Here is a 12,639-nt window from a genome sequence, read left to right as displayed (position 1 = left end):
AGTCCTGGGAACCCTCGGTCCAGGAAGAGCGCCGAGGGTGTGCAGCCGATCCCGAGGACGAGTCCCCGGCCCGGCACGCAGGCGGCCCACGGAGATGGCCTCGCGCGCGCACGCGCGGGGCACCTCTGTAGGCCACAGCGATCGGGCCGACGGGATCGAAGTCCACGAGGACGTCGGAGGACGTCGGCCGAACTCCTCATATTCTAGCGGAGATCGCGTGCTGAACCTATTAACCTCGCCGTTTCTGTGGACAACACGACCCAGATCCACCACCACACGGGCCGGGACGGCCTCTGGACGGCTCTCGCGGGCCTCGGGACGGGGTCCCATACGCCTCCCCGGGTGATATCGCGGCAAAGCGGCCCCTGCGCGGGTCCGGCTCCCGCTCGCGGATCACCCCCGGATCCCTCTCCCGCCGGACCGGTGCGATGTGCCGGGCCACGGCCCGACGGGAGAGGGCTGCGCTGCGGATCAGTCGCCGATCAGTCGCCGATCAGTCGCCGGTCGGGAGCCCGGAGAGCACGCGCGAGGTCGCGATCGCCGCGGACGCCGCTTCGTGGCCCTTGTCCTCACGGGATCCGTCGAGCCCGGCCCGATCGAGCGCCTGCTCATCATCATCGCAGGTCAGCAGCCCGAACCCGATCGGGGTGCCGTGGTCGAGAGCTACCCGGGACAGTCCGTCCGTGGCCGCCGCGCACACGTACTCGAAGTGGGGGGTGCCTCCGCGGATGACCACGCCGAGCGCCACCACGGCGTCGTGGGTCCGGGCGAGGCGGTCCGCGATCACCGGCAGTTCGAAGGATCCCGGGGCGCGCACCAGCAGGGGCTCGGCGATCCCGGCCTCCGCACAGGCTCGCTGGGCGCCGGCGATGAGACCGTCCATGACCTGCTCGTGCCAGGAGGAGGCCACGATGGCGATCCGCAGGGCGGGCCCGTCGGCGTGGGAGGAGAGGTCGATCGTGGGGCTTCCATGTCCGCTCATGCGGGATCTCCGTTCGGTGAGGTGTTCAGGGTGGTGTTCAGGGAGCTGCTCGAGGAGGTCGCGGGCAGGCCGGCGAGGGAATGGCCCAGCCGGTCCCGCTTGGTGGTGAGGTAGGCGAGGTTCTCGGGGGTGACGTGCGTGCTCAGCGGCACGATCCCGGCGACCTCGATCCCGCCGGCTCGCAGGGCGTCGGCCTTGGTGGGGTTGTGGGTGAGCAGGGTGATCGCGCCGACGTCGAGGCGGTCCAGGATCGCCGGCACGATCGCGAAGGAGCGGTCGTCGACGGGCAGCCCCAGGTCGAGGTTGGCGTCGACGGTGTCCCGGCCCTGCTCCTGGAGGGCATAGGCGCACAGCTTCGCCAGCAGGCCGATGCCGCGCCCCTCGTGGCCGCGCAGCAGGATCAGCAGCCCGCGGCCGGCGTCATCGATCCGTGCCAGGGACTCCTCGAGCTGCGGTCCGCAGTCGCAGCGCAGCGAGCCGAAGACGTCCCCGGTCACGCACTCCGAGTGGATCCGGGTGAGCACGGGATCGGCCGTGGTGAGGTCGCCGCGGGCGAGGACCAGGTGCTCGGCGGTTCCTTCCCGCACGCCGAACGCCCGGAAGGTGCCGTGCGGTGTGGGCAGGGTGATCTCGTCGGTGACCTCGAGGTCCGATGCTTCGGCCGCGCGACGATGCTCGGCCAGGGCCTCGATGGAGACCATCACCAGCTCGTGCTCGTCGGCGAAGTCCCGCAGGGCGGGGCCCCGCATCATGGTGCCGTCGTCATGGATGAGCTCGACGATCATGCCCACCTCGGTCCGGCCGGCGAGCCGGGTGAGGTCGACGGCGGCTTCGGTGTGCCCGCGCCGTTCGAGCACGCCGCCGTCCCGGGCGCGCAGCGGCAGCACGTGCCCGGGACGGATGAGGTCGCCGGGGGCGGCACCCTCCGTGCCGAGCACCTGCAGGGTACGTGCGCGATCCGCGGCGCTGATTCCAGTGGTCACGCCCTGGCTCGCATCGACGCTGATCGTGTACGCGGTGCGCAGGGGGTCGGTGCTGTGCTCCACCATGAGCGGCAGCTCGAGCGCATCGGCGCGGGCAGCGGTCATCGGGGCGCAGAGCAGTCCGCTGGAGTAGCGCACTGCGAAGGCGAGCAGCTCCGGGGTTGCGGCGGAGGCGGCGAGGATCAGATCGCCCTCGTTCTCGCGGTCCTCGTCGTCGACGACCACCACGGGTCGGCCGGCGGCGATCGCGGCGATCGCCTCCTCGATGGGGTCCAGTCGCAGCGTGGTCGTCGGCGCGGTCGTCGAGATGGTCATCAGCGGGCCTCCGTCGCAGGGGTCGCGGTCGGGACGGCGCGCGCGCCGAGCAGCTTCTCGACGTACTTGGCGAGCACGTCGACCTCGAGGTTCACCCGGTCACCGACTCCCTTCGTGCCCAGCGTCGTGCGCGCGAGCGTCTCCGGGATCAGTCCGATGGTCACCTCGTCCGCGTCGATCGCGGCCACGGTCAGGCTGATGCCGTCCACGGCCAGGGAGCCCTTCGCCACGACGTAGCGCGCGATGCCCTGCGGGTCGTCCGCATCGGCACCCGGCAGAGAGATGCGCAGCAGCGTCGTGCCCCCGTCCTGCTCGCGGCTCACGATCTCGCCGACGCCGTCGACGTGGCCCTGGACGATGTGTCCGTCCAGGCGGCCGTCGGCCCGCACGCAGCGTTCGAGGTTGATGCCGTCCCCGACCTGCAGGTCGCCGAGGTTCGTGGCGGCGAGCGTGGTGGAGATGACGTCGGCGCTCCACAGCTCGCCCTCGACGTCCGTGACGGTGAGGCAGCAGCCGTTGACGGCGATCGAGTCGCCCAGGGAGATGCCGTCCAGGACGTAGGGGGAGCGGAGTCGCAGACGGGCCGAGGAGTCGGTCCGTTCGATGGTCTCGACGGTGCCGAGCTCTTCGATGATGCCGGTGAACATGGTGGTCCTTCCGGGTCAGGCGGCGCGGGGCCGCAGGGTGAGGCGGAGGTCGGTACGGCCATCCGATGAGGTCAGAGGAGTGGAGTCGACGAGGTCGAGGTCGAGGCGGTCGGCGAGGGTGGAGATGCCGAGGTCACCGGTCGCGGAGCGGCCGGCACCGAGCAGGGTGGGTGCGAGATGGACGATCAGCTCGTCCACGAGTCCGTCGTGCAGGAACGCCGCGGCCAGCGAGGGGCCGCCCTCGAGCAGCACATGGCGCAGGCCGCGTGCGAAGAGGTCCTCCAGGGCGGCCGACGGGTCCCGGGTGCGCAGGGCGATCGCCTCGCCGGCGCCGTCCGGGGTGGGCAGCGGCGGGAAGACGCCGGTGCCCATGACCGCCCGGACCGGCTGGCGAGGGCGCAGAGAGCCATCGGAGCTGCGCGCGGTGAGGCTCGGCGAGTCGGCGCGAGCGGTGCCGGTCCCGATCAGGACGCTGTCGCAGGTGGTGCGCAGGTCATGGACCTCCTGGCGGGCGGCCTCCCCGGTGATCCACCGGCTGGTGCCGTCGGCCGCCGCGGCTCTCCCGTCGAGGGTGAGGGCGAGCTTCATGGTGACCAGGGGCCGTGCGTGGTGCAGTCCGTGCTCCCAGCCGCGGTTGAGCGCGCCGGCTGCTGCGGCGAGGTCTGCGGGGATGTCGAGATCGACCTCGAGACCGGCCTCGCGCAGCAGCTGGACCCCGCCGGCAGCCACCGGGTTGGGGTCGCGACGGGCGACCACCACGCGGCCGACGCCTGCGTCGATGAGTGCCTGGGCACAGGGGCCGGTGCGGCCGGTGTGCGTGCACGGTTCGAGGGTGACGACGGCGGTCGCTCCGTGGAGCCTGGGGGCAGTGCCGGCCAGGGCGCGGTTCCGGGCGTGGTTCAGGGCGTCGGCCTCGGCGTGGGGCGTGCCGGCGCCGCGGTGGTATCCCTCGGCGAGGACCGTGCCCTCGCGATCCAGCAGCACGCAGCCAACCCGTGGGTTCGGTCCGTAGGCGACGGCGGGGTGCGCCGCGATCTCCAGCGCGCGATGCAGCGCGCTGCGCTCGGCAGGGTTCAGCACGGTCTCTCCTCCGGTCCGCTGCTCGCGGTCCCGGTGGAGGGGAAGGGGTACGGGAACGCCGCCCCACGGGGTGCTCGGTCGCGGCGCACCAGGGTGCGCGGCGAGAGAGCTCTCGAGGACGTCGTTCGCGTGCGCTTCCCATCCGGACTCTGACCGTCGGTCCAGGAGTTCCACCTGGTCAACCGAGGGCCAGAGGCCATCGGGTCGCGGACTATCACCGCCGGCTCGGAATTTCACCGACCCCAGTGCACGCGAGCTCTTCAGCTCGTCGTCCTCCACGGTAGCAGGAGAGCGGTCAGGCGCCGAGGCTCGCGTCGGCGGATGAACTCGACCTCACCAGCCGAGGTCGTGGGGTTCAGCCGTAGGTGTCGCGCGGGCCGCGCCAGGTGACGGTGCGTCGCCCCTTCTTCCAGGTCCGTTCGGCAGCGGCCGGTCCGGTCACCCGCAGTTCGGCGACGACGTGAGAGCCGACATGCTCCTCGATGGTAGTGATCAGGCGGGGGGTGAGCATCCGCAGCTGCGAGGCCCAGGCGGAGGAGGACGCGCTGATCACGAGCACCCCGTCCTCGAGGGAGACGGGGCGGCAGTGCGCGCTGACCTTCTCCCCGACGATGTCGTCCCACTCCTCCAGCACCCGACCGGCGTTCATCCCGGCGTTCCACCCGAGGTTGCCGAGCACCTTGCGCAGCACGGACTCGATTCCCTGGGGATCCCGGGGGTCCGGCCGGGACCCCGAATAGCCTGGTGAGCTGCCCGAACGGTCCCTCACGTCACGAGCCTGGGTCTTCGCCGAGATCGGGAACAGGCCGCGATCCCGGGCGGCCGCTCGGGAGCGGTTCACGGTGCGCCGTGCCAGTTCGAAGGGGTCCGGAGGGGTCGGCAGCTCGGGCGGATCGTAGGCCTCGCCGGGGTCGTCCGCCTCCCCGCGGAGATCGGTCGAAGCCGGTCGACGGCCGGTCACCGTGGACGGCCGGGACGCAGCACCGGCGTGACCCCTCCCGGAATCGGCGCCCCGGGGCAGCTCCTCACGCGCAGTCGGCTCCTGGCGAACCGTCGGCTCCTCGCGCGCAGCTCCGGTCCCGACCTGGGGATCGGGATCGTGCGGAGGCGTCCTCCAGGTCGAGAGGTCATAGGGGTTCGCCAGTCGCTGCCGCACGGGGCTCCCGCCGTCGGACCCGCTGGAGCCCTTCCCCGCCCGGGGCGGCGTCATCACAGACCGCCCTCGCGGGGCACGGCGGATCCCAGGCTCACGTCGACCACATGCATCTCCCCGTCGAGGGAGTCGGGGATGTCGGTGTCGTTGGCTGTCGTCACGAGCACCTGGGAGGCATCGGTGATGATCCGGCCGAGGCGTTCGCGGCGGTGCACGTCGAGCTCGCTGAACACGTCGTCGAGGATCAGGATCGGTTCGCCGTCGCCGAGATCGCCTTCCTCGAGGCGCAGCAGGTCGTAGGAGGCCAGGCGGAGGGCGAGGGCCAGGGACCAGGATTCGCCGTGGCTGGCGTAGCCCTTGGCCGGGAAGTCGTGCAGTCGGATCTCGAGGTCGTCACGGTGGGGGCCGGTGAGGCTGACGCCGCGGTCGATCTCCTCGTCGTGCCGGGTCGAGAGCATGGTGAGCATCGCGTCGTGGATCTCCCGGGTGCTCGGGAGCTCACCGGTGATCGTGCCGAGCTCGTCGAGAACGGTCGAGCGATAGCTGACGTCAGCCGGCGAGGAGAGATTCCCGCGCTGGTCGGGAGGCAGATCCAGAGCCTGCTCGGCGCCCTCGTCGGAGGAGACCCGCAGGTAGGAGTAGCCCAGATGAGGCCGCAGACGGTTCACCAGGTGCAGGCGGGCGCGCAGGAGCTCGGCCCCGAATCGGGCCAGCTGCTGATCCCACACCTCGAGGGTCGAGCTCGCAGAATCCGCAGGGTCCAGCCCGCCGACGCTGCGTCCGCTGCCGCCGCGCCGCATGGACCGCATCTGCTTGAGCAGATTGCTGCGCTGCTTGAGGACGCGGTCGTAGTCGGCCTTGACCGAGGCGAAGCGGGGGGCGATCTCGAACAGGAGCTCGTCGAGGAAGCGTCGACGGCCTTCGGGATCCGCCTTGACCAGGCCCAGGTCCTCGGGAGCGAAGAGCACTGCCCTCACCTCGCCGAGCAGATCACGGAGCCGGGACACGTTCTGCCCCTGAAGCCGTGCCCGGTTGGCCTTGCCCGGGGTGACCTCGAGGTCGACCTGCACAGGGCGGCCGGCCCGCAGGAAGCTCGCCCGGATGATCGCGGTCGATTCGCCGCGACGCACGAGTGCGGCGTCGTGGGGAACACGATGGCTGGACAGGGTGGCGAGATACCAGACGGCCTCGACGATGTTGGTCTTGCCCTGCCCGTTCTGGCCCACGAGCACGGTGATCCCCGGTCGTACGGGCAGGCTGAGCTGCTCGTACGAGCGGAAGTCGGTGAGGTCGAGAGCGGTCAGCTGCATGGAGGGACCACTCCCTCGCTCAGATCCGCATCGGCATGATCAGGTACTTGTACGACGTGTCCGGGGTCCCTTCGAGGGAGTCCTGGCCACTCATCACGGACGGCTTGATCGAGTCGGTGAAGGTCAGCCGTGCGAACTCGGCACCCAGAGCGCCGAGCCCGTCGAGCAGGAAACCCGAGTTGAATCCGACCACGAGGTCCTCGCCCTCGAGATGGGCTTCGAGCACCTCGCTGGCCTGGGCGTCGTCTCCGGCGCCGGCCTCGAGCGCGACCTGGCCCTCGGTGAAGGACAGGCGCACGGGGGTGTTGCGCTCGGCCACGAGGGAGACGCGCTTGACGGCGTCGATGAGGGCTCCGGTGGAGACCACGGCGGTGATCGCGGTGGTCTCGGGGAACAGCCGACGCACGGGCGGGTACTCCCCGTCGACCAGGGTCGATGTGGTGCGGCGGCCACCGGCCTCGAAACCGATGAGGTTCGCGGAGGAGTCCTCGGCCAGGGCGATCTCGACGCTGCCTCCGGTGGACAGGGACCGGGCGACCTCGTGCAGCGTGCGACCTCGCACCAGAGCAGTCTGCTCGGTGCCGGGCGTCGCCGGGTTCCAGGTGAGCTCGCGCAGTGCCAGACGGTAGCGATCCGTCGCCATGAGCGTCATGGTCTCGCCGGAGATCTCGACCTTCACGCCGGTCAGCAGCGGAAGCGTGTCGTCCTTGGAGGCGGCAACGGTGACCTGGCTGATCGCCTCGGCGAAGACGTCGGCCGCGACGGAACCGGCGACCGGGGGCATGCTCGGCAGCTGGGGGTACTCCTCGACCGGGAGCGTCGCCAGGGCGAAGCGGGCCGATCCGCAGCGGACCTGCAGCTTCGTCCCTTCGAGGGCGATGGAGACGTCCTTGTTGGGCAGAGCCCGGACGATGTCGGAGAGCATGCGCCCCTGGACGAGAACCTCACCGGGCTGCTCGATCTCCGCGTCGAGCCGGATCTGCGCGCTGACCTCGTAGTCGAAGGTCGACAGCTGCAGTTCACCTCCGGCTTCAGCAACGATCCGCACGCCTTGCAGGATCGGCATCGCCGGTCGCACGGGGAGGGTTCGGGTGGCCCAGGAGACGGCGTCGCCGAGGACGCCGCGATCGAGGTGGAACTTCACCGTTGCCACTCCTTCGCAGTGGTCGAAAGCCAGAACAGGCACGGACGGAGCACAGCGTATCGGTTCTGGCGGCCTCTCGCCGACACACCGGGGTTGATCCTTGACTTCCCGTCCTCGCGCACCAGCTCCTTCGCGCGGGTCCGACGCCGATCCGGGATCCCCACCATCCTCGTCCCCAGCTCCCGAACGCTCCCCAGCACCCAGGAATCACACGATCTCGCCGCCCTCGTCGACGTCCCGCCCCTCCACATCCCCGTCGAGCACAGAACTACAGTCCTCTTCTTCACGGCTGTTAATACAGTGGATAACTGCGATCGGCGCAGGTCACCACGTACGAGGCTCACGTGGATGGATCGTTGATCGACGTGTGGTCCTCGTGGGTGGAGTGTGCACGTGCCCCCGGTGTCGAGCAGTTCTTGTCATTCCTCGATGCACATCGGCTCGTGCGTGGATGCTTGTCATTCCACATTGTCCACAGAGTTATCCACATTTGGGGAGAACTACGCTCTGACCTGCCGTGTTCTTCTCAGGGTGACGACAGCCCGTTCCCGAGCCGTCACGGCCGCACCGGATCCCGCTCTCCGGACCCACCACGACCCTCCGTGCCGGACGCGGCAGCCGCGAACCGCTACTTCCGGGGAGCGGAGTTGTTGCTCTTGATCCGGGCTGTGAGCTCCGTGACCTGGTTGAAGATCGCTCGTCGTTCCTTCATGAGCTCGCTGATCTTCTTGTTCGCGTGCATCACGGTGGTGTGGTCGCGACCACCGAACTCCTCGCCGATGCGGATCAGAGGCATGTCGGTGAGCTCTCGGCACAGGTACATGCCGATCTGTCGCGCTGAGACGAGCCGGCGCGAACGCCCGGTGCCCACGATCTCCTCGACGGACAGGCCGAAGTAGGTGGCGGTCTGCACGATGATCGTCGAGGCGGTGATCTGGGTGCCGTCGTCGTGCGAGAGCAGATCCTTCAGAACGCTCTCGGCGAGGGTCACGTCCATGGGCTGGCGCGAGAGGGAGTGCAGCGCCTGCACGCGGATCAGAGCCCCCTCGAGCTCACGGATGTTGGTGGCGATGTGCGAGGCGATGTACTCGAGCACGTCATGGGGCACCTCGCCGGTGTCCTCCTGGGCGACCTTCTTGCGCAGGATGGCGATCCGGGTCTCGAGGTCCGGCGGCTGCACGTCCGTCATCAGGCCCATCTCGAAGCGTGACCGCATGCGGTTCTCGAAGCCGCCCAGCTCCTTCGGGGGCAGGTCGGAGGTGATGACGATCTGCTTGTCGGTGTTGTACAGCGTGTTGAACGTGTGGAAGAAGGCTTCCATCGTCTCCGGCGCACGCTGCAGGAACTGGATGTCGTCGATGAGCAGGATGTCGATGTCGCGGTACCGGCGCTGGAACTCCTGCGCCTTGCCGAACTGACCGGACTGCACGGAGTTGATGAAGTCGTTGGTGAACTCCTCGGAGTTCACGTAGCGCACCACGACATCGGGGTAGAGGCTCTGGGCGTAGTGACCGACCGCGTGCAGGAGGTGGGTCTTGCCCAGGCCCGAGCCGCCGTAGATGAACAGCGGGTTGTAGGCCTTGGCCGGGGTTTCCGCCACGGCCGACGCCGCTGCCTGCGCGAAGCGGTTCGAGGAGCCGATCACGAAGGTGTCGAAGGTGTACTTGGCGTTGAGCCGGGAGTCCTCGCCGAGGGTGGACTGCCCGGTGCGGGCCGGTCGGCGCGGGGCCAGTGCCGGCGAGGGGGCCGACGAGCCGGACAGCGCCGAGAATCCCGCGTAGGCGCTGGGATCGTCCGCCGCGGTGCCGGTGTAGGCACCGCCGAGGGAGAAGCGGTCCTCGGTCGCGAAGTGCGCCGCGCTGGCGGTGGAGCCGCTGAGGGGCATCGCGGCCTGCCCTGGCTGGTCGCTCGAGGGCAGCACCGACCCCTCGTCACGGCGGAAGGGCGCGTTGTGGATCTCCTGGGTGGGAGTGTCCACATCTCTGTCCACAAGATGTGTACTGCTGGCGTCGGACGCCGAGGTCACGGCGCTGCTGGGGGTCGGATCCTCATCGCCGTCGTCGAACAGCGTCTCGTCGACCGTCACGGCGAAGCGCATCTCGCGCCCGGTGGCCTCGCTCAGCGCCGCGGACAGGGCGCCGGCGATGCGGTGCTCGAAGAGCTCCTTCGCCGAGGTGGAAGGGGCTGCGACCAGGGCAGTGTCTGCGACGACGGCCATCAGGCGGGACAGCGTCAGCAGGGCGATCACGCGCTGGGACACGGTGTCGTCACGGCGCAGGGTCTGCAGGGTGCGCTCCCAGATCGCGGCGACATTCGCGTCAGACATCAGGTTTCTCCGTAGGGGGACGAGAGGCGGTCCGGATAGTTTTCCACAATAGCGGCTGTATTGTGGATCAACGCTGTGGACAACTCTCTGTGAGGCGTCCGTCTCCCTCGTCCTTCGCCTCCCCACCCTTCGCGTCCCCCGCCCTTCCGGCCGGGCCTCGTCGTGGACATGCCTCCCGGTCTCCGCCCAGCGGCGGTCGGACGGCGGCTCGAGCACCGGTCCGGGCACGAATCGCCGGGGATAAGTGAGAATCCGGCCACAACGCGCCCTCTACGGGCTCCTGCCGTTGACCCGTCGCGGACTCGCTCCTAAGATCGACCAGTCAGCGCTGCGCGACGTCCCGATGCGGTTCCCGGGTCCACTGCGGACCCCTTTCCGGTGTCGGATCGGTGTCACGGCAGCCGCCCCGCGAGAGCGGGTGCGCCCGGACGGCCCGTTCGTGCAGCAGACCTACAGACCACCGCGAAGGGCACGTCCGTGCCCATGATCGAGGAGAACCGATGAGCAAGCGCACGTTCCAGCCGAACAACCGTCGTCGCGCGAAGAAGCACGGCTTCCGCGCCCGCATGCGTACCCGCGCCGGCCGCGCCATCCTGAACGCACGTCGCACCAAGGGTCGCGCCGAGCTCTCCGCCTGAGACGGATCTGCCGACGTGACCAGGGATTTCAGGCAACGGTCCTGTGAACTGGTCTAGTCACCGGCTGCATACCGGCGAACAGTTCCGCGCCATCACTCGTGGTGGAGTGCGCAGCGCCCGATCCCACGTGGTCGTGCACCTCTCCCTGCTTCCGCAGGACGGAGATGCACCCCGCGTGGGATTCGTCGTGTCCAAGCGGATCGGCAATGCCGTGGTGCGCAATCGGGTGACCCGTCGCCTGCGCGAGATCGTGCGCCCGCAGTTCGCAGGCCTGCCTCCGGGGTCGGCCATCGTGCTGCGCGCACTGCCCGGCATCGACGAGCAGCCCTTCGACGAGCTCGAGGCCGACGTGGTCTCCGGGCTCGGCTCGGCGGTGCGCAAGCTCGAGCGTCGTCGCGGCGGTGTCCGGTGACGGGCGACGGGACTGGTGAGGTCGCCGGGCGTTCCGCCGACGTCGGTGGCACCGGTGCTCCCCGTCCAGCCGGCCGTCCAGCCGGTGACCCAGGGGGCCGTCGTGCTCCTGCGCAGGTGGTGCTCCAGCTCCCGCGCCGGCTGCTCGCCCTCCTGGTGCGCGGCTATCAGGTCGGCATCTCGCCCTACACCCCGCCGGCCTGCCGGTACGACCCGGTGTGCTCGCAGTACGGCATGGATGCCCTGCGGGTGCACGGCGCCGTGAAGGGAACGATCCTGACCTCGGGACGGATTCTTCGCTGCAATCCCCTCAGTCACGGGGGCCCCGACCCGGTCCCCGCCCCGGGCATGTGGAGGAATCCACCCCGACTGCGGCACTCAGCCCACTAGGGCCTACTCTTGTCCAAGATTCCCGACCACAGCCGACACCTCGTATGAACGTCATGCGCATCCGTGCGGCAGGAAGACCAGGCCGATGAACCCCCTGTATCCGATCGAATGGGCCGTCGCATGGCTCATGGTGAAGTTCCATGCCGTGCTGTCGGTGTTCATGGAGCCGAATTCCGGGCTGACCTGGGTGCTCTCGATCGTGGGCCTCACCGTCGTGGTGCGAACCCTGATCATCCCGCTGTTCGTGCGTCAGATCCGCGCTTCGCGCGCGATGCAGATGGTCTCCCCGGAGCTGCAGGCCGTCCAGAAGAAGTACAAGGGCAAGACGGACCAGGCCTCCAAGCAGAAGATGGCCGAAGAGACCATGGCGATCTACAAGGAGGCGGGCGCCAGCCCGTTCTCCTCGTGCCTGCCGGTGCTGCTGCAGATGCCGATCTTCTTCGGCCTGTTCCGCGTGCTGTTCAACAAGCTGCCCGACGCGGCAGCGGGAACCGCCTTCGGTCCGCTGACCCCTGAGCTTGCCAAGAGTGCGAGCCATTCCACGTTCTTCGGCGACATCACCATCGCCTACAGCTTCCTGAGCCCCGGTGACGGCGGCGTCACCACCCGCATCGTCGCGGGCATCATCATCGCCTGCATGTGCGCGGTCACCTTCTTCACCCAGAAGTCGCTGACCATGAAGAACATGCCCAAGGCGGCCCTCGAAGGCCCCATGGCCAGCACCCAGAAGATGATGCTGTACATGCTCCCGTTCATCTACGTGATCACGGGCCCGGGCATGCCGATCGGTGTGCTCATCTACTGGCTGACCACCAACGTGTGGACCTTCTGCCAGCAGTACATCGTCATCCAGGCGGCCCCCACGCCGGGATCGGACGCCGCGAAGGCGCGGCACGAGCGCATCAACGCCAAGCGGGAGAAGAAGGGCCTCGAGCCCCTCGACTTCACCCCGCCGAAGAAGGTCTCGGCCGAGCCGGAGCCCGAGCAGCCGCTGCGCGTGCAGCCGGCGTCCAAGAACAAGGGCGGCAAGAAGCTCTCGGACCAGGAGAAGCTCGAGCGTGCACGGGCCGCCCGGGAGAAGGCGGCCGAGGAGCGTCGTGCGGCGCAGGAGGCAGCGGGTGAGACCCCGACCCCGCCGTCGTCGGGCTCGTCCGCGCTGAACAAGGGCGCGAAGAAGAAGCGTAAGAAGTGACCTCGCACCCCGGGAGCACCGATGCTCCCGGGGCGCACCTCTTTCATCCCGAGCATGTCCCCGGAGGA

At 69.4% G+C, this 12,639-nt stretch carries 12 protein-coding genes and 1 riboswitch; of the genes, 4 read left to right on the top strand and 8 right to left on the bottom strand.

Annotated features, from left to right (window positions below):
• Positions 1-493: 493 nt before the first annotated feature.
• From ribH to dnaA, 8 genes are all read right to left on the bottom strand, one after another.
• Entirely contained in the window at positions 494-982 is a 489-nt protein-coding gene (gene ribH / locus ACT3UL_RS16255) for a 6,7-dimethyl-8-ribityllumazine synthase (RefSeq protein ID WP_444579432.1), read from the bottom strand.
• On the bottom strand, positions 979-2,280 hold the full coding sequence (gene ribB / locus ACT3UL_RS16250; protein WP_444579431.1) for a 3,4-dihydroxy-2-butanone-4-phosphate synthase: 1,302 nt from the start codon (positions 2,278-2,280) through the stop codon (positions 979-981). The genes ribH and ribB overlap by 4 nt, the downstream gene beginning before the upstream one ends.
• Entirely contained in the window at positions 2,280-2,927 is a 648-nt protein-coding gene (locus ACT3UL_RS16245; protein ID WP_444579430.1) for a riboflavin synthase, read from the bottom strand. Before ACT3UL_RS16245 ends, ribB begins: the two co-directional genes overlap by 1 nt.
• A 15-nt stretch (positions 2,928-2,942) precedes the next feature.
• Entirely contained in the window at positions 2,943-4,007 is a 1,065-nt protein-coding gene (gene ribD, locus ACT3UL_RS16240) for a bifunctional diaminohydroxyphosphoribosylaminopyrimidine deaminase/5-amino-6-(5-phosphoribosylamino)uracil reductase RibD (protein ID WP_444579429.1), read from the bottom strand.
• 125 nt (positions 4,008-4,132) lie between these two features.
• A riboswitch (FMN riboswitch) is annotated at positions 4,133-4,262 on the bottom strand.
• A gap of 100 nt (positions 4,263-4,362) precedes the next feature.
• Complete coding sequence (locus ACT3UL_RS16235) at positions 4,363-5,163, bottom strand: DUF721 domain-containing protein (RefSeq protein ID WP_444579428.1); 801 nt, start codon at positions 5,161-5,163, stop codon at positions 4,363-4,365.
• A 53-nt stretch (positions 5,164-5,216) separates the two neighbouring features.
• Positions 5,217-6,470, bottom strand: coding sequence for a DNA replication/repair protein RecF (recF, locus tag ACT3UL_RS16230; RefSeq protein WP_444579427.1), 1,254 nt, complete (start codon positions 6,468-6,470; stop codon positions 5,217-5,219).
• Positions 6,471-6,489: 19 nt separating this feature from the next.
• Entirely contained in the window at positions 6,490-7,614 is a 1,125-nt protein-coding gene (gene dnaN, locus ACT3UL_RS16225; protein WP_444579426.1) for a DNA polymerase III subunit beta, read from the bottom strand.
• Between the two features lie 628 nt (positions 7,615-8,242).
• Positions 8,243-9,940 carry a chromosomal replication initiator protein DnaA gene (gene dnaA / locus ACT3UL_RS16220; RefSeq protein ID WP_444579425.1) on the bottom strand — a complete coding sequence of 566 codons (1,698 nt, stop codon included), beginning with the start codon at positions 9,938-9,940 and terminating at the stop codon, positions 8,243-8,245.
• A gap of 500 nt (positions 9,941-10,440) precedes the next feature.
• Between dnaA and rpmH the strand changes: the two genes are divergently transcribed.
• The 4 genes from rpmH (at position 10,441) to yidC (ending at position 12,571) form a co-directional block, all read left to right on the top strand.
• The gene (gene rpmH, locus ACT3UL_RS16215; protein WP_193117699.1) at positions 10,441-10,578 is read left to right on the top strand and encodes a 50S ribosomal protein L34; all 138 of its coding nucleotides are present in this window, start codon (positions 10,441-10,443) and stop codon (positions 10,576-10,578) included.
• Positions 10,579-10,621: 43 nt separating this feature from the next.
• Positions 10,622-10,990, top strand: a complete 369-nt coding sequence (gene rnpA / locus ACT3UL_RS16210; RefSeq protein WP_444579424.1) for a ribonuclease P protein component — start codon at positions 10,622-10,624, stop codon at positions 10,988-10,990.
• Positions 10,987-11,379 carry a membrane protein insertion efficiency factor YidD gene (gene yidD, locus ACT3UL_RS16205; RefSeq protein WP_444579423.1) on the top strand — a complete coding sequence of 131 codons (393 nt, stop codon included), beginning with the start codon at positions 10,987-10,989 and terminating at the stop codon, positions 11,377-11,379. The genes rnpA and yidD overlap by 4 nt, the downstream gene beginning before the upstream one ends.
• 85 nt (positions 11,380-11,464) lie before the next feature.
• Positions 11,465-12,571 (top strand): membrane protein insertase YidC, encoded by a 1,107-nt coding sequence (yidC, locus tag ACT3UL_RS16200; RefSeq protein ID WP_444579422.1) that lies wholly within the window; start codon positions 11,465-11,467, stop codon positions 12,569-12,571.
• Positions 12,572-12,639 lie beyond the last annotated feature (68 nt).

The sequence above is a fragment of the Brachybacterium sp. 107 genome (genome assembly GCF_052379725.1).
In the GTDB taxonomy this organism is placed as follows: domain Bacteria; phylum Actinomycetota; class Actinomycetes; order Actinomycetales; family Dermabacteraceae; genus Brachybacterium.
This window is presented reverse-complemented; position numbering and strand designations above follow the sequence as displayed.

Coding starts and splice junctions, on each gene's coding strand:
- ribH (WP_444579432.1), bottom strand. CDS start 982: ATGAGCGGACATGGAAGCCCCACGATCGACCTCTCCTCCCACGCCGAC.
- dnaA (WP_444579425.1), bottom strand. CDS start 9,940: ATGTCTGACGCGAATGTCGCCGCGATCTGGGAGCGCACCCTGCAGACC.
- rpmH (WP_193117699.1), top strand. CDS start 10,441: ATGAGCAAGCGCACGTTCCAGCCGAACAACCGTCGTCGCGCGAAGAAG.
- recF (WP_444579427.1), bottom strand. CDS start 6,470: ATGCAGCTGACCGCTCTCGACCTCACCGACTTCCGCTCGTACGAGCAG.
- ACT3UL_RS16245 (WP_444579430.1), bottom strand. CDS start 2,927: ATGTTCACCGGCATCATCGAAGAGCTCGGCACCGTCGAGACCATCGAA.
- yidC (WP_444579422.1), top strand. CDS start 11,465: ATGAACCCCCTGTATCCGATCGAATGGGCCGTCGCATGGCTCATGGTG.
- ribB (WP_444579431.1), bottom strand. CDS start 2,280: ATGACCATCTCGACGACCGCGCCGACGACCACGCTGCGACTGGACCCC.